Consider the following 24,226-nt stretch of genomic DNA (forward strand, 5'->3'; position numbering starts at 1 on the left):
CCCCGGCGAGACTGGGCTTTTTTGTCACCGCCGTCAGCAAGAGACCTTGGTCTCTTGCTGAGAGGACACCTGCCACCAGGGCGTCAGGTCTGCACGATTTCGCCGTCCGCTGCATGCGCTCTCGTCAGTTACACACGCAGCGTCCACCGCATCCCACCACAACGTTCGTGACGATCGCGAGCGCCCCTCGAGCGGGTGAGACGGGAAATTCTATACACTGATTTGTCATTACGATAAACCGAAATATTTTTACTCAGCGGGCTTGCGCCGTCGGGCAAATCAATGATTGGGGGTGTGAGGGAAGCACCGGCGGATGGGCTCCCTCCCCCTTGTGGGTCCTTGCGGGGGAGGGTTGGGGAGAGGGGTACCACACGATGCATACTCTCCGCATGCGTCGCGACGACGAGCCTTCAAAGATTGCGCAGCGACGCACTCATCAAGCATGACGCCGCGGCCAACCCTCTCCCCACCCCCTCCTGCAAGGGGAGAGGGAGCCCGACGAACTCGGTCACCTCACGAATGACGGAGAGTGAGAGATAAGCGCGAAGCGCCCTATTCCAGCGTGAACCCCACCCGCAACGTTACCTGATAGTGGCGCACCTTGCCCTCTTCGATATGGCCTCGCGTCTGCACGACTTCGAACCATTTCATTTCCCGAATCGTCTTCGACGCACGGCTGACGGCATTCTCGATCGCGGCTTCGACGCTCTTGTCCGATGATCCGACCAGTTCCAGAATCTTGTAGACGTGATCCTTGTCGTGAGTGGCAGGCATATCGACCTCCTTGGGTGGATGGACGTGACGACGATTTGTCCTTCGCTATCCGGACAGGCTATCCCTTGACGCGAACCTGGCGTGTCGAACGGCGATGCTGCGCAGCAACACGCGCGACGAATTGAATCAACGTATCATCGCGCCACTCGTGCCGCCGCGCACCCATTTTTGTCCGCTATACACCCGCCTTGTCCGCGCACCCGCCTATGCTAGCATGCTTCAGGCCAAAACATCCGGGAGCGATACCATGTCGACCATGTCAAGCTCACCCGCCACCCCACCCCACAGCCTCGGATCCGGGGTTGCCCATCTTCGCGCAAAGTGGGGCTGGATCGTCGCGCTCGGCGTGATCTATCTGATCGCGGGCGTGCTCGCCTTCGGCAGCGTGTTGTTTGCGACCGTCGTCAGCGTGCTGTTCGTCGGCGCCATGATGATCGTCGCCGGCGCCGCCGAGATCATCAACGCATTCCAGTTCAAGTCGTGGGGCAAATTCCTGTTCTGGCTGCTGCTCGGCGCGCTCTATGTCGTCGCCGGCTTCATCACCTTCGAGAATCCGCTGCTCGCCGCGGCAACGCTGACGCTGTTCCTTGGCGTCGCACTCGTTGTCTCGGGCATCGTGCGCATTTTCCTCGCCTTCGGCATGAACTCGGCGTCGCCCTGGGGATTCGTCGCGATCTCCGGCGCGATCACGCTGCTGCTCGGCGCCATGATCCTGGCCCACTGGCCGGTCTCGAGCCTCTACGTGCTCGGCATCTTCCTCAGCGTCGACCTGATCTGCGCCGGCGTGAGCTGGATCACCATGGGGATGGCGCTGAAGCGCCGGACCTGAATCGACACGAGCAGCGGTTTGCCGCGCGGCCCGGCAGGCGGGCCGCCGCGCATCACGTTGTCGTGTGCGCGCCGCCAAATCGCGGCCGTCACGTCGAACGCGATTCCATCAGGCTCCGTCCAATCTGGCGAGCGGGCCATTCCGGTTTCGCCGAGCCGAAGGATGGAAATTCCCATGTCGATACGATCACGGTTATCTTCAGCAGCCATCCTCGCTGCCGCGACCACGACCACGTTGGCCGCAACCGCAATCCTGGTCACGTCGGTCGCCACCACGGCACTGACGAACACGGCCGCCTACGCGTTTCAGCCGCGCGTCGCTCCGCCCTGCACGTTCTTCCTCTACCGGGACGGATGCGGCCAGCCCACCCCGACGGCGGATCTGGGTCGTCCGCGAGGCCGCGACATCTCGCCGGCCTACATGCAGCAATCCGATCCGCGCTACAATCAGAGCATGCTCAGTGCCGGCGGCGGTGGCGGAGGCGGAGGTGGTGGCGGCGGAGGTGGTGGCGGCCGCTGACCCCCGGCGATCGCCTGGCCCGCAAACGTGCGGCGATTGTGCCGCACGCATCGGGCGACACATGACGGCTTGCCGGTTGACTACCCTTCCCCGCGCGCTATCCATCTCCGACGATTTTTGCGCATGGAGGCCCATCGGGTCATACGCGCCTTCGGAGAGACCAGCGTGCATATTGTCGACGACAGCGAGGTCAACCGCGTCCTGACCTTTCCGATCCTGATCGAGGCGATCGAGGCCGCGCACCGGCGGCCGAAGATCGCGGTGCACGACAGCTATCTCGGCGACGACAAGGGCCAGCAGCTGGTGACGCGCAGCGCGGTGGACGCCGGCCGTTTCATGATGACCAAGCTGTACACCAGCTTTCCGGCCAATCTCGCGCAGGGCAAGCTGCCCGCCGTGCAGGCGGTCTGCGTGCTGTTCGACGGCAGCAACGGTCAGCCGCTCGCGGTGATGGACGCCTCCGAGATCACCCACTGGAAGACGGCGGCGGACTCCGCGCTCGGCGCCAAGCACCTTGCACGGCCGGATGCGGAGACGCTCCTGGTGGTCGGCGCCGGCGAGATGGCGGAATGGCTGGTGCGCGGGCACCGCACGGTGCGGCCGTCGCTGCGGCGGGTGCGGATCTGGAATCGCACCATGGATCGGGCGGAGGAACTCGCCACGTCCCTGGAGAAGGAAGGAATCTTCGCCGAGGCCGTCACCGATCTCGACGCCGCAACCCGCGCGGCCGACATCATCACCACCTGCACCCGCTCGCGCGAGCCGCTGGTCAAGGGCGCGAATTTGCGGCCCGGCACCCATCTCGACCTGGTCGGCGGCTTCACGCCTGATACCCGCGAGGCGGACGACGAGGCGGCGCGACGCTCGCGCGTGTTCGTCGACCGCCGCGAATCCGCGTTCGACGGTGTCGGCGACATCCTGGCGCCGATCAAGAGCGGTGCGATCAGCGAGAGCGACGTGCTCGGCGATCATTACGACCTCGCCGGCGGCAAGGTCGCCGGCCGGCTGTCGGCCGACGACATCACCTTCTTCAAGAATGCCGGCGGCGGGCATCTCGACCTGATGACCTGCGAGACGGTGTTTGCGCAACTGGGGAAAGAGCTGCGCTGAGCGCCCCGGCTACCGTATGCCCTACTCCGCCGCCTGCTGCACCGGCGCATCCAGCTCCGCCGAGACTTTCGGCGGCGACATCGGCAGGCTGTAGAACCTGTGGCCGAGCGCGTTGTGGACGGCGTTGGCGACCGCGGCCATGACAGGCACCAGCGGCACCTCGCCGACGCCCTTGACGCCTTGCGGATGCTTCGGGTTCGGCACCTCGACCAGCGCGCAGTCGATCATCGGCAGGTCGGAGCAAACCGGCATGCGGTAGTCGAGGAAACCGGGATTATCGACCTTGCCGTCCTTGTTGTAGATGTATTCCTCGTTCAGCGCCCAGCCGATGCCCTGCGCGACGCCGCCCTGGAGCTGGCCCTCGACATAGCTCGGATGCACGGCGCGGCCGACATCCTGCACAGCGGTATAGCGGATCACCCTGACGATGCCGAGTTCGACATCGACCTCGACGTCGCAGATATGAGTGCCGAAGCCGCCTTCCGCGCCCTGCGTGTTGAGCTGCACGCTGGCGCCGATGGGGCCGCCCTGCGAGGGTGCCTTCTCGGCGAGATCGGCGAGCGTCAGCGGCTTGAACTCGCCGGCATTCGGGCTCACCGGATGCGCGGCGCCGTTCTCCCACTTCACGGCTTCGGGATCGATCTCCCAGACCTTCGCCGCGCGCTCGCGCAGGGTCGCGATCACCTTGTCGGCGGCCTGCGTCACCACCATCGAGGAGGCGAACAGCACGCGGCTGCCGCCGGTGAGATTGGAGAAGCCGACCGTCTGGGTGTCGCCGATGATGACGGAGACGCGATTGTAGTCGATGCCCAGCAACTCGGCGCAGATGTTGGCGATGCCCGCGCGCGAGCCGCCGATGTCTGGGTGTCCCGTGGTGACGACGACGTTGCCGTCCTCGGTGATGTTGACTTGCGCCGAGGATTCGCCGCCGGCGTTGAACCAGAAGCCGGACGCGACGCCGCGGCCCTGCAGCTTGCCGAGCGGCGCCGAATAATGCGGATGGTTCTTCGCAACCTCCAGCGTCTCGATATAACCGATGCGCGGGAACACCGGGCCGTGCGCGGCCTTGGTGCCCTGCCTGGCGGCATTCTTCAACCGCAGCTCCAGCGGATCCATCTTGAGCCGCTCCGCCAGTTCGTCGAGCACGCACTCCACGGCATAGGCGCCGATCGGCGCGCCGGGCGCGCGATAGGCCGCGACCTTGGAACGGTTGCAGCAGACGTCGAAACCTTCCGACAGCACATGCGGGATGTCGTAGGGCGCGAAGCTGCAGCCGACGGCGCCGCGGATCGGCGAGCCCGGGAAGGCGCCGGCCTGCAGATAGAACGCGCCGTGGGCGGCAACGATGGTGCCGTCCTTCTTCGCCCCGATCCTCACCGTGCTCTTCGAGCCCGAGGTCGGCCCCGTCGCGCGCATCACCTCCTCGCGCGTCATCACCATCTTCACCGGGCGGCCGGACTTCCTGGCGAGCAGGGTCGCGAGCGGCTCGAGATAGACGATGGTCTTGCCGCCGAAGCCGCCGCCGATCTCGGCGGGGATGGCGCGGATGTCGCTCTGCGGGATGCCCGTCAGCATCGAGGTCATCGCACGCACCATGAACTGGCCCTGGCTCGACGACCAGATCGTGGTCTTTCCGTCGGCGGCAACCGAGATCAGGCAGGCATGCGGCTCGATATAGCCCTGATGCACCGGGCGCGTCGTGAACGAGCGCTCGATCACGATCTCGGCGTCCTTGAAGCCCTGGGCGATATCGCCCTTCTTGGATTCGATCCTGGCCATGATGTTCGAGGGCTTGCCGTCGACCTTGTGCCACTCGTGCAGGATCGGCGCGCCGTCCTTCAGCGCATCGTCGATCTCGATCGCCCAGGGCAGCACCTCATAATCGACCTCGATCAGCCTGCAGGCCTCGGCCGCGATCGCCTCCGTGGTCGCGGCGACCGCCGCAACGGGGTGACCGGGGAACAGCGCCTTGTCGCGCGCCATCACGTTGCGGCACATCCAGCGCATGTCCTGGATGCCGAGCATGACCGCGCCCTTCTCGATCGTGAAATCGACCACGTCGCGCGAGGTGACCACCGCCTTGACGCCGGGCAGCGCCTCGGCCTTCGCGGTGTTGATCGATCTGATGCGGGCATGCGGATGCGGGCTGCGCAGCACCTTGCCCCAGATCATGCCGGGCATCGTGGTATCGGCGGCGAAGGCCGCGCGGCCCGTCACCTTGTCGACGCCGTCGGGCCTGATGGTGCGCTGGCCGATCCATTTGTTGTCGACGACGTTCATGGCCGTGCCTCCAGGATTACTTGCCTCATCTCGGCGGCGGTTTCCATCACCGCGCGGACGATCTTGTCGTATCCGGTGCACCGGCAGAGATTGCCGGCGAGCCAGAAGCGGACTTCCTCTTCGGTCGGATTTGAATTGCGCGCCAGCAGCGCCTCGGAGGCGACCAGCATCCCCGAGGTGCAGATGCCGCATTGAAGCGCGGCGTGCTCGAGGAACTTCTGCTGCAACGGGTGCAGCCGGCCGCCCTTGGCCATGCCCTCGATGGTCCTGATCTCATGGCCTTCGGCCTCGACCGCGAGCATCAGGCAGGAGCAGACCAGGCGGCCGTCGACCGTGATCGAGCAGGCGCCGCAATCGCCCGAGGAACATCCCTCCTTGGAGCCGGTGAGGCCGAGCTGGCCGCGCAGGGCGTCGAGCATGGTCTCGTAGGGTTCGCAGAGGAACTCCATCGGCTCGCCGTTGACAATGGTGGAGACGTGCAGTTTCGCCATGGTTTCAATTTCCTCCGGCGCGCCGGGCTGCGATCGCAGCGGTGCGCTTCAGCAGCACGCCTGCAGTCTTGGTGCGATAGGCGATGGTGCCGCGCTTGTCGTCGATCGGACGGCAGGCGGCGCGGCACGCGGCGGCTGCGGCCTCGAGCGCGTCATCATCGAGCTTCGAACCTATCAAGGCTTTCCCCGCCGGCTCGACCAGCAGCGCGGTCGGCGCCACCGCGCCGAGGCCGACGCGGGCCGCGGTGCAGGTACCGCCGTCGAGCGTCAGGCTGACGCCGAGGCCGACGACGGCGATGTCCATCTCGGTGCGCGGGATCATCCGCAAATAGGCATCCCCGGATCCCGCAGGCCTGGGCGGCAACGCGAAGCTGACGAGGATCTCGCCCGGCTCGAGGTTGGTGCGGCCGGGTCCGGCCGGCACGTCCTCGACCTTGATCTCGCGGCGGCCGTTCGGGCCCTGAACCGTGACCACGGCGCCGGCCGCGATCATCGCCGGCACGCTGTCGCCGGCGGGCGAGCCGTTGCAGAGATTGCCGCCGGCGGATGCCCGGCCCTGCACCTGCTTGGAGCCGATCAAATTGACCGCCTCGAGCACGCCGGGCCACGCCTTGCCGAAGCGCGGATGCTCCAATAGCGCCATGCCGGAGACGGCAGCGCCAATGCGGAAGCCGCCATCGGCGGTCTCCGCGATCTCGGTCATCTCGCCGATCTTCTTGATGTCGACGATCAATCCCGGCCGCACCAGGCCGGAGCGCATTTGCACCAATAAATCGGTGCCGCCTGCCATGATGCGGGCTGCACTCCCGGCGGCAGCAAATGCGCCAATCGCTTCATCAAGCGTGCGCGGTGCCACGTATCGGATATCGGTCATGGTTGTTCTTTGATTCTCCCTCGCCTGCCCCGTTCCCTTGTGACGGTGATACGCCTTTTGGCGTAGTCGGCAGGAGTCGGAGCCTACACGGCGGAGCGCTGCTGGAACAGCCTCCGAGGTGCGGTGGAAAGCGCAGGCTCCCATGCAGGATGCGGGCTTGTGCGGGCCCCGCGACGGGAACGCAGCGCGGTCACCGATCTTTCACATCGTGAAAATCGGGAGCCCAGCCCCGGTGGCCACCGCCCTCGCTTGCCTGGGACGCCGGATTGGGGAAACATGTCGATCGCTGCAGCGCGTGTGCCTGATGGAACGACACACGGATCGATCGCCACCACCGATCCAGCCTGCGCCACATCGGGAGACAGTGCATGCCCCACGTTTCGCGCCGGACCCTCCTCAAGCTTGCGGCCGCCGCGCCGCCGGCGATCGCCTTCCCGGCGACATTCTCGTCGCGGGCCGCCGCGGCCGGCCGCAAGACCATCACCGCGGTGATGCATTCGGACCTGCGCATCATCGATCCCGGCATCACGACGGCCTACATCACCCGCGATCACGGCTACATGGTCTACGACACGCTTCTCGGCATCGATTCCAGCTTCAAGGTCCACCCGCAGATGGCGGACTGGACCATCTCCGACGACAAGCTGACCTACACCTTCACGCTGCGCGACGGGTTGAAATGGCACGACGGCGCGCCCGTCACCGCGGAGGACTGCGTCGCCTCGCTGAAACGCTGGAGCGCGGTCGACGGCATGGCGCAGAAGCTCGCCGAGTTCACCGCGACCCTGGAGGCCTCCGGACCGAAGACGATCGTGCTGAAGCTGAAGGAGCCGTATGGCCTCGTGCTGGAGTCCATCGCCAAGCCCTCCTCCTATGTGGCGTTCATGATGCCGAAGCGGCTCGCCGAGACGCCGCCGGGCAAGCAGATCACCGAGCAGATCGGCTCTGGCCCGTTCAAGTTCGTTGCCAGCGAATTCCAGCCCGGCGTCAAGACCGTCTATGAGAAGAATGCCGATTACGTGCCGCGCACCGAGAAGCCGGAATGGACCTCGGGCGGCAAGGTCGCGAAGGTCGATCGCGTCGAATGGATCACGATGCCCGATGCACAGACCGCGATCAACGCGCTGCAGTCCGGCGATATCGATTTCCTGGAGCTGCCGCCGATTGACCTGCTGCCGGTGCTCGAGAGCAATCCCGACCTGACGGTTGCCGTGCTGAACAAGTTCGGCTTCCAGATCGAGGGCAGGATGAATTTCGTGCAGCCGCCGTTCGACAACCCTAAAGTCCGCCGTGCCGCGTTCCTGGCGCTGAACCAGAAGGACGTGCTCGACGCCACCGTCGGCAACCCCAAATATTACGAGATCTGCGGCGCGGCCTTCGCCTGCGACACGCCGCTCGCCAGCGACGTCGGCGCGGAGACGCTGATCAAGGGCAACGGCCTGGCCGAGGCCAAGAAGGCGCTCGCTGAATCGGGCTATGACGGCACGCCTGTCGTGATCATGATTCCCGCCGACAATGCGCTGCTGAAATCGCCGCCGGTGGTCGTGGCGCAGCGGCTGCGCGAGGCGGGCTTCAACGTCGATGCGCAGACGACCGACTGGCAAACCCTGGTCAGCCGCCGCGCCAGCCAGAAGCCGACCAAGGAAGGCGGCTGGAACATGTTCTTCACCTTCACGGGCGCGACCGAAGTGATGAATCCGATCGCCAACAACCAGATCGTCGCCAACGGCAAACGGGCCTGGTTCGGCTGGCCGGAGGACGAAAAGCTCGAGGCCATGCGCGACGCGTTCGCGCGCTCGACATCGCCCGAGGAGCAGAAGAAGCTCGCGATCGACATCCAGAAGGAAGCCTACGAGCAGGTGATCTTCATTCCGCTCGGCCAGTTCCGCTCGCCGAGCGCCTGGCGCAAATCGCTGACCGGCGTGCTGGAGGGACCCGCGCCGCCGGTGTTCTGGAACGTCGACAAGACCGAATAGGCGAGGTCCGACAGGAGATCGGCGGCGCGATTGCTCGCGCCGCCGATTTGCTCTCACCCCATCCGCAGTTCGTCACTGGCCGTTGGTCCGGCGCGCCGCCTTGGGTGCCTCTTCCTTCAGCTTCTCGAGCGCGCCGGGCATCATCTGCCCGAACATCGAGCTCAGCATCGCGGTCGGAATCAGGCCCGCGCCGGAGCCCTCCTGCCCTTGCGCACCGGACATCAGGAATTGCGGCACCAGGGGCTGGTTGATCCGCGTCAGCGCATCGGCGAATTTCGCGAAGTTCTGCTCGGCGAGCCTGAACTCCGGGCCGCCATAAGCGTCGACCGACAGTTTGGTGGCCTGCGCATTGGCGGCACCGACCGCGAGCACCCGGTCGGCTTCGCCCTGGCCTTCGAGCCGCGACTGCTCGCCGACCGCAGCCGCCGTGACCTTGCGGGTCTCGGCGTCCTTCTGGGCACGCGCCAGCGCCGCCGAGCCCTCGTTCTCGTTGACCTTGACCTGGATCAGCGATTGCGTGAGCGCGGTCTGCGCCGCTGCCGTCGCCTTGGCCTCGTTGAGCGCGCGCTCCTGCACCGCGGCCTTCTCCTGCTCCTGATAGGTCTCGATCTGCTCGCGCGCGATCTGGCGCGAGCGGAGCTGGATCAGGATGTTCTCGATGGTATGGTCACCTGCGGCCGCCCGCGGCGTGCCGATCAGGACCTCCTGGAGGTCGAGCGAATAGCTCTCGAACTTGGCCTTCATCTCGCCCGCCGCCTCGGCCTGGACCGACGCGCGGTTCTGCAACAGCTCGATCAGCGTCATCTTCTGCGCGATGTTCTTGAAAAACGCGCTGACCATCGGGTCGAGCGTCTGCTCGACCAGCTTCTTCACGTCGCCGAAGCGCTGGATGATCATCGGCGCCTTCTTGTAGTCGATATGCATCACCACCGAGAGCGGCAGCGTCGGCTCGAACGCGTCCTTGGTGATCAGCGAGATTTCCGACAGGTTCTCGTCGAGCTTCATCGCGCCGACCTCGCCCCGCACCCATTTCAGGATGAAGTTGACGGTCGGGATGATCTCGATCTTGCCGGCATAGGTGTTGAAGGCGTACTTGCCGGGCAGAAGCGGGTCCTTCCAGACGCCGCGGCTGCCGTTGAGCACGAGCTCGCCGTGGCGATACTGCTCGCCCGACACGTCATCGGTGCGCGGGCCGGTGTAGAAGATGACGACACCGACATTGCCGACCGGGATCACCGTCTTCGGCACCGCCTCGACGGTCGCGAACAGGCGGTTGATGTACCAGGTGCCTTCGACGATGATCTGGAGCTGCCGGCCGCGATAGCCGCCGCCGGTCAGGAATTTCTCCGGTTCCTGGAAGTTGTTGTGGAACGTCGTCGCGTCGCGCAGGTCGGTGCCGACCTCTGGCGCGATGATCTCGCCCGGAGGCAGCGACGGGCCGTCATGCACGGTGACGATGCCGACCAGATCATGGTCGGCCGCCAGCACGACAGGTGCGAAGCCCCAGCGTTCGGAGATCGTGAGCTGCATGCCTGCGAGCACGGTTCGCTCCTGTGCGCTCAATGCATGACCGTAGACCCGATCGTCGGTGATCACGGCGAACTGCGTCGTGTTGATCGCATAGGTGCCCTCGCGCAGGATCTTGCGCTGCGGGCCCTTCTGGCCGCCGCCGAGCAGGAAACGCCGCGCGTCCTGGAAGTCCGACTTGTCCTCGGTGTCGTTGGCACCGAGCACCTGCGAAGGCTCGAGCACCGCACCGTCGCGCGCGAACACATAGGCGATCTTGCCCTGGCCGACGGTGACGAGATCCGAGCGGTGGATCCGGTACATGAACGGAAACAATACGTGCAGGCCGCCGCGCAGCACTTCGGGCTCATAGCCGGCCTCGCCGTTCAGCGCGATGAAGCCGCCATCGATCGAGCCTTTCAGCGCCCACAGTTTCTCGACGATGCCGACCTGGTTGTTCGGAATGTAGCGAAATACGTTTGAAACCCGCAGCAGGATCACGATCGCGACCAGAGCTGCGATCCAAATGGCCGGCTGTCCATAACCGGAGCCATTAAGAAAATCGAGCAAGTCCATAGTCCATCTCCACAATTCGCAACTGGGCGGTCTGGGAGCCCAAACCTGCACCCAAGAATTGCGGTGCGGAAATGTGGTGCGCGGCCCTGTCCGCGCAAGCGGGTGGACACGGTTTGCCGCGCCAATCTTTTTTTGCAGTCGAGATGAACCGCCCGACGAATCCCGCGACGCTGATCGGCGCGATCGGGCCGCTGCGGCACCCGCGCGTCTTTCGCAGAATGGGGCGCGTGCTTACAAAAGCGGCGCCTCCACGCCTCTCAAAAAAGCAGTCGGTGTTCTCGCTGGCCCCGCCAATGGCGTTCATCCGTAGAATCTTCCTGACCCTCGGTGGCCAAGTTTGGAAATTTCGGATAATTGATTGGAGGTTGTATCTCGAAATACGGTGGGACGGCACGTCCGTCCTTGGAAGGACATGGTCATGAGATTGTCGTCAAGCTCTGTCGCGCCCTCAGCCGTCGCTTTCTTGTCAGTCGCTGTCTCGGCAACCGTCTTGCTGTGCAGCCCGGCATCGTCGCAAATCACAACAGGCCCCACCCAGCTCCCCAATATCACGGTCGATGCGCCGAAGCCGGTGGCACGGCCGAGCAAGCCCGAGCGGACGGCACACACGGTGGTGTCTCACCGCAGATCGTTAGCCCGTCAAACGTCATCGGACCACGCTGACACGCCCACGGGTGGATCAGGTCCACCATTGGCCAGAATTGCCGCGCTGGAGAAGGTCGCCAGCAATTGCAACGGTGGCTGCGAGTCGAGCCTCCCGCACGGCAACCTGCCCTGGGTCGGGTGCAGCTTCTCGGCCGGGGACGATGCACTCGGCCCGTTCTCGACGACGTGCAGAGACAACCTCACCTATAAGAGCTACGTGGACTGCGTCGAGACCAAAGTGTTCCTGGGCGAGTACCAAAATAAAGCCCGCTGGACTTGCAGCAGCCTGCAAGCGTCCGGGAAATATCAACAAGTCGCCGAGCGAGCCAAGCATCCGCACTAGCGCGTTTTCGATTCCGGTGGAATCGGAACGGTGTTCTCAAGTCTTGCTTTGATACGTCTTCTTCGCGGCAGCTACGCAGGTCGTCGAACTTGGCTCGGCGGCAAGCGCAAGAAATTTCGACAATTGACTGAAGATTGTAACCTGCAATGGGACGGCGTGCCCGTCCTCGGAAGGATCTGGTCATGAGAATGTCGTCACGCTCTGTCACGCCCTCGGCCTTCGCTTTCGTCTCCGTCGCCATGGTATCAACTGTCGTGCTGAGCAGCCCGGCAGTCTCGCAAATCGAAACAGGCCCCGGCAGTTCACTCCCCTCCATCACGGTCGATGCGCCGAAGCAGGTGGCAAGGCCAAGCCGACCGGAGCGGGTGGCGCACACGGTGGTGTCTCACCGCAGATTGTCAGCCCGTCAAACGTGGGAGGACGACCCCAACGCGCCCACGGGTGGGAGAGGTACACCATTGCAGAGGATCGCCGCGCTGCAGAAGGTCGCGAGCAATTGCAACGGTGGCTGTGAGTCGAGCCTCCCGCACGGCGGCCTGCCCTGGGTTGGGTGCAGCGAGTCGGCTGGAGGGTCGATTGGACTTGGACCCTTCTCGATAACCTGCAGAGACAACCTCACCTACAAGAACTACACGGACTGCGTCGAGACCAAAGTGTTCCTGGGCGAGTACCAAAATAAAGCCCGCTGGACTTGCAGCAGCCTGCAAATTGCCGGGAAGTTCAAAGTCGCCGAACTCAGGCGATCCAAGCGTCCGCAGTAGAGCCGGATGAGTTTGGGTTGAATAGATTCGCCGCGGGCTCCGTTCACCTCTCCCCGATGGGGGGAGGTGAACTTTTGGTGCCGCTGCACCGGTCATACCCGCCGAGGGCCCGCTGATCCATCAGCGTATTGCCTCCACCTGCGGCGTTACGCTCAATCCTGTCCAGCACGCCCAGTCGTTTCTGCCAACAGCGAACTCCGCGAGCTTGGCTAACATCGAAACCGTCGGCTGAATTCGGGGCTAGCTCGGTCGACCAAATCTCGGAACGTCCGTACGATCGATGAGAGCCTCGGCCCCCTCGTTCGGTCGAAGCTCGGCAAAGTTCAGCGCGGCGTCGATGTCGTTTTCCCAAACTTCGCGCGGAAGATCGTAGACGAGTTCGACGCCATACCCATTGGGATCATGAAGATAAAGGCTATGCGTCATCCCATGATCGATCCGCCGGTCGAATTTCACGCCTCTGGCCTGAAGGTAGGCGAGTCGATTGAGCCATGCCTCTCGGCTCGGGAACGTAATCGCGATGTGGTTGACCGCGATCGGCATATCCCACATTTTCCACTCTGCGGGCGGCGCCGGAAGGTGGGGATTTTCGACCAGCGCAAGGTCATGATGATGGACACCGGCGGTCCCGCTGCCGTTGTAGAACCGCATTCTCGGGGTCGGCGGCCGGCCAGGCCGCTGTCGGTATTCTCCCACCAACCGCAGCCCGACGACGTCGGTCCAGAACTGATGGCTTTCATCCATGTTGCGGACATTGAGTACGACGTGATTCACGCCGACCGGAATAGCCGGTTCGTGACCTACCGCTTCCGTTGATTCCATTGCAGCGCCTCCTTGTCTTGATGCGAGCCAGCACAGCCGGATGCTTTGGCGCGCCTGATAGCGCCGCTATTTGTACGGTACGTGCAAGTGTGCTGGTATGCTCCCCGGTCTGGATTTCTTGCTCGATCGTCCGAGACAACGGGGCGCGCGGCAATGGACGTTCTTTCGGATGTGCTGGAAACAGTGCGCCTGACCGGCGCCATCTTCTTCGAGCGACACCTGCACGCACCCTGGGTGGGTGAGTCACCGCCGTCGGCTGCTATCGCCTCCATGGTCATGCCGAACGCACAGCATGTGATCAGCTTCCACGCCATCCTGTCGGGCTCCTGCTGGGCCGGACTGGCCGACAGCTCTACCTCAAGCATGCGGTTCAAGGCGGGTGACATCGTCATCTACCCGATGGGAGACGCCAACGTCCTCAGCTCCGCACCGGGCATGCGGGGTCTTCCCGATCTCCAGGATTACGCTCGGCCCAAGGACCGGCCCCTGCCGATCGTGACCCGCCTGGATAATGACAGCGGCGACTACTGCCACCTTGTTTGCGGTTATTTCGGCTGCGATGCTCGCCCCTTTAACCCGCTCCTGCAGGCGCTGCCTTCCATGCTCCTCAGCCAGATGTCTGCAACGGCGCAGAGCTGGTTATCCAACATGCTTCGGCTCGCCGCCGAAGAGGCCGGACGCAGCAGTGCCGGAAGCGAAAGCTTGCTGGCACGGCTTGCCGAGCTGATGTTTGTCGAAGTGGTGCGCCAGTACATCGCCAATCTGCCGGACGATTCGAAAGGCTGGCTGTCCGGACTCAAGCACCGACATGTTGGGCAGGCGCTACAGCTCATCCACGGTCGACCGGGCAAACCGTGGACGCTCGCTGAACTTGCTCGCGAAGTCGGCCTCTCGCGGTCCGTCCTCGCCGATCGTTTCACCCACTACGTCGGTGTTTCACCGATGCACTACCTCGGTCGGTGGCGCATGCAACTTGCGATCCGGCATCTGACGACCCCCGGGGTCAGCGTTGCGCAGGTTGGCGCGGAGGTCGGATACGAATCTGAGGCCGCATTCAACCGTGCCTTCAAAAAGTATGTTGGCGTGCCGCCTGGTTCCTGGCGAAGAGGCAAGTCATCTCGGGTTCCGGAATGACTCTGCACCTCGACCATATCTGAATTGGGTGAAAAGCTGCCGATTGAGGCAAGACCTATCAAGCGGAGGGACGGCGGGACACTTAACGTGCGATCAGCCTGCACAGCAGAGCAACCTGCTCTGCAAGGTGACGGACAATGGTTCGTAGGAGACGCTTCGCATGAACCTCGATCAATACCGGAAGCCGGTCGCCATGAGCGACGTCGGACAACACGCCACGCGGCTTGCAGGCTTGCCGCCCGAGCCCGGCGCGCTCGCAAAGACCGTGCAGGGTCTGATGATCCATCAGCACATTGCGCCGACCTACGGGGTGACGCTGGGTCCCGACCAGCGCGCCCAGTCGCATCTGCGGCCGGTCGACGCGATCCTCGATGAGATCACGGCGCGCGACGCGCGGCCGCTATCCGCGGCACGCGCGCCCGGCGAGCGGCAGGTCGGGGTCTGCCGACATTTCACGCTGCTCCATGTCGCGATGTTGCGCACGCACGGCATCCCTGCCCGCGCCCGTTGCGGCTTCGGCGCCTATTTCGAGAAGGGCCGATACATCGACCATTGGGTGACGGAATATTGGAGCGAGCAGCATCAACGCTGGCAGTTGTTCGACGCGCAGCTCGACGAGCATCAACGCGAGCTCTTCAAGATCTCATTCGATCCGGCGAACGTCCCGCGCGATCAGTTCGTGATCGCCGGCGATGCCTGGCAGCTCTGCCGGAGCGGAAATAATGACCCTGATAGTTTCGGCATTCTCCACATGCACGGGCTCTGGTTCATCGCCGGCAACCTCATCCGCGACATCGCCGCGCTGAACAATCGCGAGATGCTGCCGTGGGACATCTGGGGCGCGATGCGCCGGAAGGACAGCGAGCTCGATCTCGCCTTGTTCGACCGGCTGGCCGCCGTCAGCCGCGAGCCCGATGCCCACGCCGGCGAACTCGGCGCGTTGTTCGCCGATGAGCGTGTCAGCGTGCCGAAGGTGGTGTTCAACGCCGAGCTCGATCGGATGCAGGAGCTGTAAGCGCCGGTCAGAGCCGCGACGCTTAATTCGGATGCCACCAGCGTCCGCCGATCACGACGCCTTCGGACACGATCTTGCGGTCGCCGGTCAGGTGTTCGCCGACGACATCGACATAGTCGAACTGCCCTTCCCTGACCGAGATCAGCGTGGCGTCGCCGACGCTGCCCGGCTTGAGGCTGCCGAGCTCCGGGCGGCGCAGCGCCATCGCGGCGTTGACGGTGGATGCCGCGATCACGTCGGGCAGTGACATCCCCATGCAGAGGAATTTCGACATCGTGGTCACCTGGTCGAAGGCCGGGCCGTCGATGCAGAGCTGATGGATGTCGGAGGAGATGGTGTCGGGATAGAAGCCGTTGGCGAGCATCGCGCGCGCGGTCTTGAAGGCGAACGAGCCCTTGCCGTGGCCGATGTCGAACAGCACGCCGCGCTCGCGCGCCTCCAGCACCACCTTCTTCACCGTGCCCTGCGCGGTCGCCGGCGTGTTGGGGAACGGGCGGAAGGCGTGGGTCAGCACGTCGCCCGGACGCAAGCGCGCCAGCACCTCCTCATAGCTCGGCGGCGGATGGTCGATATGCGCCATCAGGGGCATGCCCACCTCTTCGGCGACCTCGAGCGCGATGTCGAGCGGCACGACCCCAGAGGTGCCCGAGGCGAACAGGCCGACCCGCACCTTGATGCCGACGATCAGGTCGCGGTTCTCGTCGGCGACGCGGGCGGCCTCGATCGGGTTCATCAACCGCAGCTCCTCGCTCTCGCCGACCATCACCCGGTCGGAGAAGCCGAAGATGCCGGCATGCGAGACGTGCAGATAGGCGAGGATGCGGACCTGGCTCGGCTCGATGACATGCTTGCGGAAGCCGGCGAAATTGCCCGGACCCGCGCTGCCGGTGTCGACGGACGTGGTGACGCCGGACTTGCGGCAGAATTCCTCCGCGTCGATGCCGAGCGAGGTGCCGCCCCAGTACACATGCGTGTGCAGGTCGATGATTCCCGGCGTCACGATCAGTCCGGACACATCGCGAACCACGGTCGCGGGATCGGCTTTCAGCCCTCGTCCGACCGCGGCCACCTTGCCGCCCGCAAAGCCCACATCGGTCAACGCATCGAGCTTCTGCGACGGGTCGACCACCCGTCCGCCACGCAGGATCAAGTCAAGAGGCATTCCCTACTCCGAGTCGGTTCATCAGGTCCGGTCGCGGCACGATGATCAAGTTCACCGGCGTGCGCAACCGGGGATGCGGCCCGGCCAACCAGGATGCGGCTCCGCTCAGCTGAACAGCGCCTCGCGGGAGGTGGTGGCGATCGCGGTTGCTGCGCTGTCTGCGCCATTGATGGACCCGATGATGGCCGCGATGGCGGGATCATTTGCCGCCTCAAGGGCAGCGATGGCTTCCCCCGCCCAGAGATAGGACGATTGGAAAATCTCCCGATGGCGGTCGAAATCCGTCACATCGATTCCATCAGGCGTCGGCGGCCGCATCACCACGTCGAGCGGCGTGGTCGGCAGCGTGTCATAGCGTTGATGCGCGACCAGGCTTCGCCACAACACGTTGACGGCGCTCGGCGCGGCCGGGAGCACTTTCTTGCCGAACGGCAGCAGCATGGTCGCAAGCAGTTCGAGACGACCGGGCAGTGCGGCATAGTCGACGTCGAACATCTCGGTTGCCGGCTCGCCGAAATGGACCACCAGATTGGGACCGCTCTTGAGCTGCTGCATCGGCGCCAGCGGCACATTGTCGACGAGGCATCCGTCGACCAGCATCACGCCGTCCCTGGTATAGAACGGCGGCAGCAGGCCGGGGATCGCGCTCGATGCGCGCACCGCCTGCCAGAGCAGGCCCGTGCGGATCACTTCGAGGCTGTGGGTGGAGAGATTGGTCGCGACCGCCGCGAACGGCCGCCAGCAATCCTCGATCCGGCAGTTGCGACCGTATTGATCGGCGAGCGCGGCATCGAACGCCTTGTGATCCAGCAGCGCATAGCGCGGCCAGGTCGGCCGGCGAAAGCTGCGGCTGGAGACGAAGATCTCGTGGGTGCCGCGCTCGAGATGCTCCGCATCGTAGTTCTTGGCAAAGCCGGCCGCCATCGCCGAGCCGACGCTGGTGCCGACGAAGATGTCGAACATCGCGCCGCGCTCGCGGAACGCCTTGTAGATCCCGACATGGGAGGTGCCGAGGCTGCCGCCGCCACCGGCGACAAAGCCGACCGCGCGACCGCAGAGAAAGCGCACCAGGCTATCGATGTCGATCTGGTCCTCGAGCGCGACGTGGTGGTGCATGAAGCAGGGCAGCCGCGCCAGCCACGCCGCGGTGCCGCTGACCTCGTTGCAACGCCGGTCATGAACGCGGACCAGGCGCCGCGCCGAGACGGGATGGACGCCACAGGCGAAGCTTTCGACTTCGGACAGCACCGGCGCGGGAGCATCGCCGCGGCAGACGAACACGACGAGGTCGGCCTGCCGGATCGCCTTGCGCGCCCATTCCGATGCGTCGCGACCGCCGAAATAGACCACCAGCGGCGCGTTGTATTCGAGCTGGTTGAGCCAGTCGGAAATCTCGGAGGCGTCAAGGGTGCGCCCGGGGAACATGGCCTGAAGCCGTGCGAGGTCGACGATCTCGGCTTCCGCGGCGGCCAGCGCCCGGCGCAGCCGCTGCTCGAATCCGGCCGGCACCGGCTCGCGGCCGCCATCGATCAGGGCGACGGTGCGCGCCTTTGGCGACGCGCGGCTCGGTATCAGGCGCGCGGTTTGGCGGGCAAAGCGCTGCGCAAGCGCGGCGAGCAGCGCCTCGATGATCGCCGGCGCTTCCTGCGCCAGCGCTTCATAGGCCGCACGCGTCAACACCAGCACGCTGGTGTCCCTGATGGCAATCACATTGGCCGTGCGCGGGATGTTGGCGAAGAAGCCGATCTCGCCCACCAGCTCGCCGGCGCGCAGTTCGGCAATCGGCTCGGAATGATCGATCCTCTGCACGGCGAGCGCACCGTGCAGCACCAGAAACAGTGAGTCCGATGATCCGCCCTGCTCGACCAAAAGCTCACCGCGCACGAGATCCTGCCGGGTCATTGCGCCAATGGCCCTCAATCGCTGTTCCGCGCTGAGCGTTCTGAACAGCGCGAACTCCTCCGACACGTCTTTCCACGCAAGTGTCGCGCTGGTCGCCTGCGTGGGCGGCACCCCGTTCGATTGCATGTCGGGATGTTAGCGCCGGGTAGCTGTCCCCGCGAGCAATATCGCGGGGACACGCACGAGACCGCACTGCAACACAACTTGCCCCGGGGGGATCACTGCACCAGTTCGGGCCACGGCACGATGGTCGACTTCACCGTCTTCATCGCCATCGCGTCCGCGACCGCCTGCCCGACCCCCTCCTCCGTGAACGGATAGATCGTCTGCGTGTCGAGCCAGGGATATTTGCTCCGCGTTCGGTAGAGCATGTCGACGCCGAGCGGCAGGTCGTTGCCGGTGAAGCCCCAGGAGCCGAGCACATTGAGGTCCTTGGTGCAGATGCGATGCCACGACGTGTCGATCGAGCCGGCGTCGGTGAACTGGCCCATCTCGACATAGGTGCCGCCGTCGCGCAGCATCTCGATTCCTTCCGGCCCCGCGGTCGGATGTCCCGAGCAGTCCATCACCAGATCGGCACCGAAGCCGCCGACGATGTCGCGCACCGTTCTTATGCGTTCCTCGGGCGTCTTGAGCCGCTCGATGTCGACGGTCGCCTCCGCGCCGAACTTGCGGGCGAGCGCAAGCCGCGGGGTTTCCGGCGCGCCGACGCAGATCACGCGTCCGGCGCCCATCTCCTGCGCGGCGGCGACCGCGAGGATGCCGATCGGGCCCGAGCCCTGGATCACGACGGTGTCGCCCCAGGTGAAGCCGCCGGCGCGGGTGGCGCGGTTGAAGGCGCGGATGCACGAGGTCAGCGGTTCCGACAGCGCGCCCAACCTGAGCGACATGTCATCAGGCAATTTGTAGATCTTGGTGCCCGGCAGCATGTCGAGATCGACGTAGACATATTCGGCCCACCCGCCCCACATGTGCGGCGGCTTGTCGAAGCCGAGATAGCGGCCGTAATAGACCGGCGTCAGGCACTTGTTGGCGCTCTGCGGATAATGGATGCAATAATAGCAGCGGCCGCATGGCATCAAGGGCGGGATCATCACCCTGGAGCCGACCTGAAGCGGCTTGCTCATGAAGTCCTCGGAGAATTCGGGACCGCATTCGACGATCACGCCGCCGAGCTCGTGGCCGAGCGTGAACGGCCATGGCAGCGGCTTCGGCCAGTGCCCCTTGAGGATGTGCAGATCGGTGCCGCAGACGCCGCAGGCCCCGACCTTGATCAGCGCCGCCTTCTTGCCGACCTTGGGCCACGGCACGGTGCGGATCACGGGCTTTGCGCCGGGCCCCTCATGGGTGCATACGCGGATCTGCTGCATTGCCTGTTCTCCCTCGTTCTTCTCGTTGAAAGCTCCGGTCACTTGTCCGTGGTGAGCGGCTTCATCGGGCTGCCGTCGGGCGCAAAGCTCTCGACGTGATCGGAGATCACGAACGACATCAGGTCGCGCCCGATCACGAGCGGTCCCTGATAGGTCGTGCGCGTGCGCTGGAGCAGCGCATCCTCCGGCACGTCCTGGGTCGGCGGTTGGCTGGCGAACACGATGTGCGAATAGACCGCAAGCTTCGGCTTCGCCTGTGTGAAGATCTTGCCGGCCTCCTCGGGCGAGGTGTGGTGGTTCTCGATCGCGCGATAGTTCGGATAGGCCTTGAAGAGGTCCGGATCGATCACCGCGACTTCGTGGATCAGCAGGTCGGCGCCATCAGCTGCCTTCACCACGCGCTCGTCGGGCTTGGTGTCTCCCGACAGCACCACCTTCTTCCCGTCATATTCGACGACGTATCCGAACGACGGCTTGATCTTCTCTCCATGATTGACCTCGATCGCGCTGACCTTGACGCCGTTCTTCTCGTAGACCGGACCGGGCTCGACGTCCTTCGCATCGAACGCGACACCTGCCGGCGAATAGCCCTCGTCGGCGATGCGGATGCGGATGTCCTCGGAGAACGCCCTGGTGAGGTTCTCCGTCATCGCGACCGTGCCCTTCGGCCCGAAGATCACCATCGGCGTCTTGCGCGAGCCGAACGGCGTGCCGATCCATCCCGTGAGCCACATGTCCGGCAGGCCCACCACATGGTCGGAGTGCAGATGGGTGATGAAATGCGCGGTGATCGTGCCGATCGGGATCTTCTTCTGGAACAGGCGGATGGTCGAGCCGCGGCCGAAATCGAAGATCAGCTTCTCCGGCCCCGCTTCCACCAGGGTCGAGGCGCTGAACGCAGATAGCCGAGGCGTCGGCGTGCCGGTACCGAGCAGCGTCACCCGCATCTCGGCAGCGCGAGCGCTCGCGGCGCAAACAAGCGTTGCGATCAGCAACGCGACCGGCTTGAGACCCACCATTTCGTCCTCCCGCCTTCAGCCTTTGTTAATCATCAGCCGTTTGGCGCCGCCGAACTTAGGAGAATGCCGCCGTGATGTCATGGTCTTCAGACGATATGTCAGGGATGGCGATCCCCGGTGGCAGTCACGTGATCTTCAACCCTGCGTCGCTCAACCGCAGGACTCTGCCCACTCTTCTTGCAGCCCCCGGTAACGCCTCGTTAACCCTATCAGCCGTAGGGTCGTTCGGCGAAGGCCGGTGCTCGGGTTGCGGTGATGTCGTTTGCACAGAAGAAAACTTCCGTTATCCCCGTTGCCGAGGAGCGACGGCGCTTCCAGCGCGTGAAAGTCCACCTGCTCGGCCGCTACATGCTGCCCGACCGGCGCGAATTTCCTTGCCAGATTATTAACATGTCGCCTGGCGGCCTCGCCCTGCTGGCGCCGGGCATCGGCAATGTCGGCGACCGCGTGATCGCCTATCTCGACCATATCGGCCGGGTCGAGGGCCGCATCACCCGCATCATCGACAACGGCTTTGCGATGACGATCGGCGCCACCGCGCGCAAGCGCGACAAGCTCGCCGCCCAGCTGACCTGGCTCGCCAATCGCGACATCCTCAATCTGCCGGAAGATCGCCGCCACGACCGTATCGTGCCGCGCAACCCGATCGCCCTGTTGACCCAGGAGGACGGCACGCGGATGACCTGCCGGATCATCGACCTTTCGCTTTCGGGCGCCGCCATCGCTGCCGAGAACCGCCCGCCGCTGAAATCGCTGGTCATGCTCGGCAAGGTGCAGGCTCGCGTGGTGCGAAACCTCGAGGAAGGCTTCGCGCTCGAGTTCGTCCACGAGCAGGCCGCGGAAACGCTCGAAGAGAGCGTTACCGCCAGGTAAAGCGTCCGGCGGCGCAAAACCCCTGAATTTCGGCCCCAGAAGGCGGCTTCCGGCATTCCGGACGCCGCCTTCGCCGCGTTTGGCGCCGCCGCTTCGCGGTTAACGGCGGGACGCCTGGCTGCGGCAAACCGTACTGCCACAGTGCTTTCGCACGTTAATTCCTAAAATTTGAATCAACTGCAGTCGTTTCAAATTTTACGCGAATTTGAGTCAAGTATAGTTCGAATTCGCGGCAGCTTTTACCAGTATTCGCGTCAAATCAACTTTACATACTTAGCGGCGGCGCAAATCCTTTGTGCGAGACATGGTCCCAACAAGAAGAACGGGGGCCACGATGTCTGGTTTCAGGGGACAGGGGAAGGGACTGGCGGTAGCCGCCATCCTGCTTGCGACTTGCGTGTCGGCGAAGGCCGGCGACGTGCTCTACGCCAGCCTGGGTGACGTGACGCGTTCACCGATCGGCTGGGTCGAATTCTGCGCCGAGAATGCGAGCCAGTGCCGCGGCGGCCCGACGCAACCACGCGACATCGTGCTGTCGCAGACCGCCTGGCGCGATCTGGTGCGGGTCAACAAGTGGGTCAACGAGACCATCAAGCCGATGACCGACATGGATCATTGGGGCGTGGTCGAGAAATGGTCGTTGCCGACCGACGGCTACGGCGACTGCGAGGACTACGTGCTCCTGAAGCGCAAGATGCTGATGGATGCCGGCTGGCCGCGCGAGGCGCTGTTGATCACGGTCGTCCGCGACAAGAAGGGCGAAGGCCACGCGGTGCTGACGGTGAAGACCGACAAGGGCGAGTTCGTGCTCGATAACCAGAACGAGAACGTCGTCGCCTGGACGGACACCGGCTACCGCTTCGTCAAGCGGCAGTCGCAGAGCGATCCCAATGTGTGGGTCTCGCTCGGTGACAACCGCCCGGCCGTTGCAACTGCAAGCTCGCGCTGAGCCGAGAGGAATTATCGAAAACGCGACCCGGTCACATCCCCACCCCTCCCCGTCCCAGACCGGTTCGCGTGCGGCCAGGCTTCCCCCAAAGCCTGGCCGCAACCCTTTTGGGGGCATGCAAGTGCCGGACCTTTGAGCTTTTCGGCTTCGCCCTTGGCGATATCGTAGACTTGGTGTGAATGCTGAACGTCGGAGAGAGCTAATGCAGTGCATGATCCGCCGTGCGATTGAAGCTGACGCGAACCAAATAAGCGCGGTGATTTTGCGCACGCTGCGCGAAACGAACGCGAAGGACTATACAGACGAGATTATCGAAAGGGTCGAGCGTAGTTTTAGTCCCAGCGCCGTTCTGCAACTGATCGATAAACGCACGGTCTTTGTCGCCACTGTTGGCGGTAGCATCATCGGAACGGCAAGCCTCGATGGGAGCGTGATCCGTACGGTCTTCGTGGCTCCCAATGCACAGGCCCAGGGGATCGGCAAACTGCTGATGGCCGAACTTGAGCGCACTGCGCGTGACCGAAATATCCCTTCTTTGACCGTCCCGTCTTCCGTCACCGCCGAAAGCTTCTACGCGCGGCTCGGGTTCAGCGTCGTGCGCAACAGTTACTATGGTGACGAACGTACGATCATCATGGAGCGATCGCTCATTGATCCCTTGTAGGTCCGCTCAGGGTCATTCGCGTCGATTTAGCGGACTCGCGGCTACCCCCAAGGGCCGACACTGCGCATGTCGGCCGTGACGTGCAACGAACTTGGAGCGACACTGCCTTCCATCCCCTCGCCTCGCCCTCAAACGAAGAGAAGACCGCCGGCGCGCGCCGGAGTGGCATGAACCGACTTCGACGTGTCGCGGCTCGAGGCTCTGCCGACCGCCATCGCGTTGCAACGGTACCATCGATGCGGTCGCGTGATTTCCTTTTGTGGAAACTGATGTTCCCGGCTTTGTCGCGTTCGGCGGCAACGTTTTCGAATTGCTGTCCGAGCCCGAAAAACCCAAGAGGCAAAGCTCGGCCGCAACCATTTTGGGGCGATAGCATCGGGAGCGTACGGAGTTCGTCCGCGCTTCTCCGTCCGCGACGGTGTAACCGGTCAGCTCACCGGACAGACCTTCGACAGCCGCTTCTCCTTGAGGCGCCTCGTGCAATAGAAGCTGCATTGCCCACCGCCGCTGACCTTGGTGCAGTAGGCTATGCACTTATCGTATGAGCAGCCCCAAGCATCGGCCGCAGCAGCGCGGTTCGGACTTAGAACGACCGAGCCGATTGAAACCGCGACGGAGAGACCTAACAATAC

General features: G+C 64.3%; 20 protein-coding genes. 10 read left to right on the forward strand and 10 right to left on the reverse strand.

Annotation, left to right across the window (positions count from 1 at the left end; translation table 11 throughout):
* Nucleotides 1-552: 552 nt before the first annotated feature.
* Nucleotides 553-774 (reverse strand): dodecin, encoded by a 222-nt coding sequence (locus JQ586_RS28635; RefSeq protein ID WP_212397976.1) that lies wholly within the window; start codon nucleotides 772-774, stop codon nucleotides 553-555.
* A gap of 256 nt (nucleotides 775-1,030) precedes the next feature.
* Between JQ586_RS28635 and JQ586_RS28640 the strand changes: the two genes are divergently transcribed.
* The 3 genes from JQ586_RS28640 to JQ586_RS28650 all read left to right on the forward strand — a co-directional run bounded on the left by JQ586_RS28640 (nucleotide 1,031) and on the right by JQ586_RS28650 (nucleotide 3,232).
* Nucleotides 1,031-1,603 carry an HdeD family acid-resistance protein gene (locus tag JQ586_RS28640; RefSeq protein WP_212398042.1) on the forward strand — a complete coding sequence of 191 codons (573 nt, stop codon included), beginning with the start codon at nucleotides 1,031-1,033 and terminating at the stop codon, nucleotides 1,601-1,603.
* A gap of 174 nt (nucleotides 1,604-1,777) precedes the next feature.
* A complete protein-coding gene (locus JQ586_RS28645; protein ID WP_212398049.1) occupies nucleotides 1,778-2,122 on the forward strand; it encodes a hypothetical protein in 345 nt (114 codons plus the stop codon).
* Between the two features lie 165 nt (nucleotides 2,123-2,287).
* A complete protein-coding gene (locus tag JQ586_RS28650) occupies nucleotides 2,288-3,232 on the forward strand; it encodes an ornithine cyclodeaminase family protein (protein ID WP_212397977.1) in 945 nt (314 codons plus the stop codon).
* 21 nt (nucleotides 3,233-3,253) lie between these two features.
* Here JQ586_RS28650 and JQ586_RS28655 read toward each other — a convergent pair whose 3' ends face one another.
* Genes JQ586_RS28655 through JQ586_RS28665 form a run of 3 tightly spaced genes read right to left on the reverse strand, consistent with a single transcriptional unit; the run spans nucleotide 3,254 to nucleotide 6,868 of the window.
* Nucleotides 3,254-5,512: a xanthine dehydrogenase family protein molybdopterin-binding subunit gene (locus tag JQ586_RS28655; RefSeq protein WP_212397978.1), complete on the reverse strand. Its 2,259-nt coding sequence runs from the start codon at nucleotides 5,510-5,512 to the stop codon at nucleotides 3,254-3,256.
* Complete coding sequence (locus JQ586_RS28660) at nucleotides 5,509-6,003, reverse strand: (2Fe-2S)-binding protein (RefSeq protein WP_212397979.1); 495 nt, start codon at nucleotides 6,001-6,003, stop codon at nucleotides 5,509-5,511. Before JQ586_RS28660 ends, JQ586_RS28655 begins: the two co-directional genes overlap by 4 nt.
* A gap of 4 nt (nucleotides 6,004-6,007) precedes the next feature.
* Nucleotides 6,008-6,868 (reverse strand): xanthine dehydrogenase family protein subunit M, encoded by an 861-nt coding sequence (locus JQ586_RS28665; protein ID WP_212398043.1) that lies wholly within the window; start codon nucleotides 6,866-6,868, stop codon nucleotides 6,008-6,010.
* A gap of 377 nt (nucleotides 6,869-7,245) precedes the next feature.
* Here JQ586_RS28665 and JQ586_RS28670 point away from each other — a divergent pair, with 377 nt between their 5' ends.
* On the forward strand, nucleotides 7,246-8,853 hold the full coding sequence (locus JQ586_RS28670) for an ABC transporter substrate-binding protein (RefSeq protein ID WP_212397980.1): 1,608 nt from the start codon (nucleotides 7,246-7,248) through the stop codon (nucleotides 8,851-8,853).
* Nucleotides 8,854-8,925: 72 nt separating this feature from the next.
* On the opposite strand, the gene JQ586_RS28675 is transcribed toward JQ586_RS28670, so the two are convergent.
* Nucleotides 8,926-10,935: an SPFH domain-containing protein gene (locus JQ586_RS28675; protein ID WP_212397981.1), complete on the reverse strand. Its 2,010-nt coding sequence runs from the start codon at nucleotides 10,933-10,935 to the stop codon at nucleotides 8,926-8,928.
* Nucleotides 10,936-11,626: 691 nt separating this feature from the next.
* Here JQ586_RS28675 and JQ586_RS40670 point away from each other — a divergent pair.
* Nucleotides 11,627-11,923, forward strand: a complete 297-nt coding sequence (locus JQ586_RS40670) for a hypothetical protein (protein WP_249148270.1) — start codon at nucleotides 11,627-11,629, stop codon at nucleotides 11,921-11,923.
* A gap of 1,001 nt (nucleotides 11,924-12,924) precedes the next feature.
* Here the strand turns inward: JQ586_RS40670 and JQ586_RS28685 are convergent.
* Nucleotides 12,925-13,506 (reverse strand): VOC family protein, encoded by a 582-nt coding sequence (locus JQ586_RS28685; RefSeq protein WP_212397984.1) that lies wholly within the window; start codon nucleotides 13,504-13,506, stop codon nucleotides 12,925-12,927.
* Nucleotides 13,507-13,659: 153 nt separating this feature from the next.
* Between JQ586_RS28685 and JQ586_RS28690 the strand changes: the two genes are divergently transcribed.
* Both JQ586_RS28690 and JQ586_RS28695 read left to right on the forward strand, forming a co-directional pair.
* Nucleotides 13,660-14,640, forward strand: a complete 981-nt coding sequence (locus JQ586_RS28690; protein ID WP_212397986.1) for an AraC family transcriptional regulator — start codon at nucleotides 13,660-13,662, stop codon at nucleotides 14,638-14,640.
* A 160-nt stretch (nucleotides 14,641-14,800) separates the two neighbouring features.
* Nucleotides 14,801-15,655, forward strand: a complete 855-nt coding sequence (locus tag JQ586_RS28695) for a transglutaminase-like domain-containing protein (RefSeq protein WP_212397987.1) — start codon at nucleotides 14,801-14,803, stop codon at nucleotides 15,653-15,655.
* A gap of 22 nt (nucleotides 15,656-15,677) precedes the next feature.
* Here the strand turns inward: JQ586_RS28695 and JQ586_RS28700 are convergent, their stop codons facing one another.
* The 4 genes from JQ586_RS28700 to JQ586_RS28715 all read right to left on the reverse strand — a co-directional run bounded on the left by JQ586_RS28700 (nucleotide 15,678) and on the right by JQ586_RS28715 (nucleotide 21,108).
* Complete coding sequence (locus JQ586_RS28700; protein WP_212397988.1) at nucleotides 15,678-16,817, reverse strand: amidohydrolase/deacetylase family metallohydrolase; 1,140 nt, start codon at nucleotides 16,815-16,817, stop codon at nucleotides 15,678-15,680.
* Between the two features lie 105 nt (nucleotides 16,818-16,922).
* Nucleotides 16,923-18,845 (reverse strand): patatin-like phospholipase family protein, encoded by a 1,923-nt coding sequence (locus JQ586_RS28705; protein WP_212397989.1) that lies wholly within the window; start codon nucleotides 18,843-18,845, stop codon nucleotides 16,923-16,925.
* Nucleotides 18,846-18,937: 92 nt separating this feature from the next.
* Nucleotides 18,938-20,089, reverse strand: a complete 1,152-nt coding sequence (locus tag JQ586_RS28710; protein WP_212397990.1) for a zinc-binding dehydrogenase — start codon at nucleotides 20,087-20,089, stop codon at nucleotides 18,938-18,940.
* A gap of 38 nt (nucleotides 20,090-20,127) precedes the next feature.
* Nucleotides 20,128-21,108 (reverse strand): MBL fold metallo-hydrolase, encoded by a 981-nt coding sequence (locus JQ586_RS28715; protein ID WP_249148272.1) that lies wholly within the window; start codon nucleotides 21,106-21,108, stop codon nucleotides 20,128-20,130.
* Between the two features lie 255 nt (nucleotides 21,109-21,363).
* Between JQ586_RS28715 and JQ586_RS28720 the strand changes: the two genes are divergently transcribed.
* The 3 genes from JQ586_RS28720 to JQ586_RS28730 all read left to right on the forward strand — a co-directional run bounded on the left by JQ586_RS28720 (nucleotide 21,364) and on the right by JQ586_RS28730 (nucleotide 23,594).
* Entirely contained in the window at nucleotides 21,364-21,981 is a 618-nt protein-coding gene (locus JQ586_RS28720; protein WP_212397991.1) for a PilZ domain-containing protein, read from the forward strand.
* Between the two features lie 334 nt (nucleotides 21,982-22,315).
* On the forward strand, nucleotides 22,316-22,930 hold the full coding sequence (locus tag JQ586_RS28725; protein WP_212397992.1) for a transglutaminase-like cysteine peptidase: 615 nt from the start codon (nucleotides 22,316-22,318) through the stop codon (nucleotides 22,928-22,930).
* 202 nt (nucleotides 22,931-23,132) lie between these two features.
* Nucleotides 23,133-23,594 (forward strand): GNAT family N-acetyltransferase, encoded by a 462-nt coding sequence (locus JQ586_RS28730; RefSeq protein ID WP_212397993.1) that lies wholly within the window; start codon nucleotides 23,133-23,135, stop codon nucleotides 23,592-23,594.
* The last annotated feature ends 632 nt before the right edge of the window (nucleotides 23,595-24,226 follow it).

Source organism: Bradyrhizobium jicamae (assembly GCF_018130215.1).
GTDB lineage: Bacteria > Pseudomonadota > Alphaproteobacteria > Rhizobiales > Xanthobacteraceae > Bradyrhizobium > Bradyrhizobium jicamae_A.

Excerpts from the sequence above, each read along its gene's own strand:
- JQ586_RS28720 (WP_212397991.1), top strand. The coding sequence starts at position 21,364 with ATGTCGTTTGCACAGAAGAAAACTTCCGTTATCCCCGTTGCCGAGGAG.
- JQ586_RS28640 (WP_212398042.1), top strand. The coding sequence starts at position 1,031 with ATGTCAAGCTCACCCGCCACCCCACCCCACAGCCTCGGATCCGGGGTT.
- JQ586_RS28655 (WP_212397978.1), bottom strand. The coding sequence starts at position 5,512 with ATGAACGTCGTCGACAACAAATGGATCGGCCAGCGCACCATCAGGCCC.
- JQ586_RS28635 (WP_212397976.1), bottom strand. The coding sequence starts at position 774 with ATGCCTGCCACTCACGACAAGGATCACGTCTACAAGATTCTGGAACTG.
- JQ586_RS28700 (WP_212397988.1), bottom strand. The coding sequence starts at position 16,817 with ATGCCTCTTGACTTGATCCTGCGTGGCGGACGGGTGGTCGACCCGTCG.
- JQ586_RS28675 (WP_212397981.1), bottom strand. The coding sequence starts at position 10,935 with ATGGACTTGCTCGATTTTCTTAATGGCTCCGGTTATGGACAGCCGGCC.
- JQ586_RS28645 (WP_212398049.1), top strand. The coding sequence starts at position 1,778 with ATGTCGATACGATCACGGTTATCTTCAGCAGCCATCCTCGCTGCCGCG.
- JQ586_RS28695 (WP_212397987.1), top strand. The coding sequence starts at position 14,801 with ATGAACCTCGATCAATACCGGAAGCCGGTCGCCATGAGCGACGTCGGA.
- JQ586_RS28670 (WP_212397980.1), top strand. The coding sequence starts at position 7,246 with ATGCCCCACGTTTCGCGCCGGACCCTCCTCAAGCTTGCGGCCGCCGCG.
- JQ586_RS28725 (WP_212397992.1), top strand. The coding sequence starts at position 22,316 with ATGTCTGGTTTCAGGGGACAGGGGAAGGGACTGGCGGTAGCCGCCATC.
- JQ586_RS28660 (WP_212397979.1), bottom strand. The coding sequence starts at position 6,003 with ATGGCGAAACTGCACGTCTCCACCATTGTCAACGGCGAGCCGATGGAG.
- JQ586_RS28705 (WP_212397989.1), bottom strand. The coding sequence starts at position 18,845 with ATGCAATCGAACGGGGTGCCGCCCACGCAGGCGACCAGCGCGACACTT.
- JQ586_RS28710 (WP_212397990.1), bottom strand. The coding sequence starts at position 20,089 with ATGCAGCAGATCCGCGTATGCACCCATGAGGGGCCCGGCGCAAAGCCC.
- JQ586_RS28685 (WP_212397984.1), bottom strand. The coding sequence starts at position 13,506 with ATGGAATCAACGGAAGCGGTAGGTCACGAACCGGCTATTCCGGTCGGC.
- JQ586_RS28715 (WP_249148272.1), bottom strand. The coding sequence starts at position 21,108 with ATGGTGGGTCTCAAGCCGGTCGCGTTGCTGATCGCAACGCTTGTTTGC.
- JQ586_RS28730 (WP_212397993.1), top strand. The coding sequence starts at position 23,133 with ATGCAGTGCATGATCCGCCGTGCGATTGAAGCTGACGCGAACCAAATA.
- JQ586_RS28690 (WP_212397986.1), top strand. The coding sequence starts at position 13,660 with ATGGACGTTCTTTCGGATGTGCTGGAAACAGTGCGCCTGACCGGCGCC.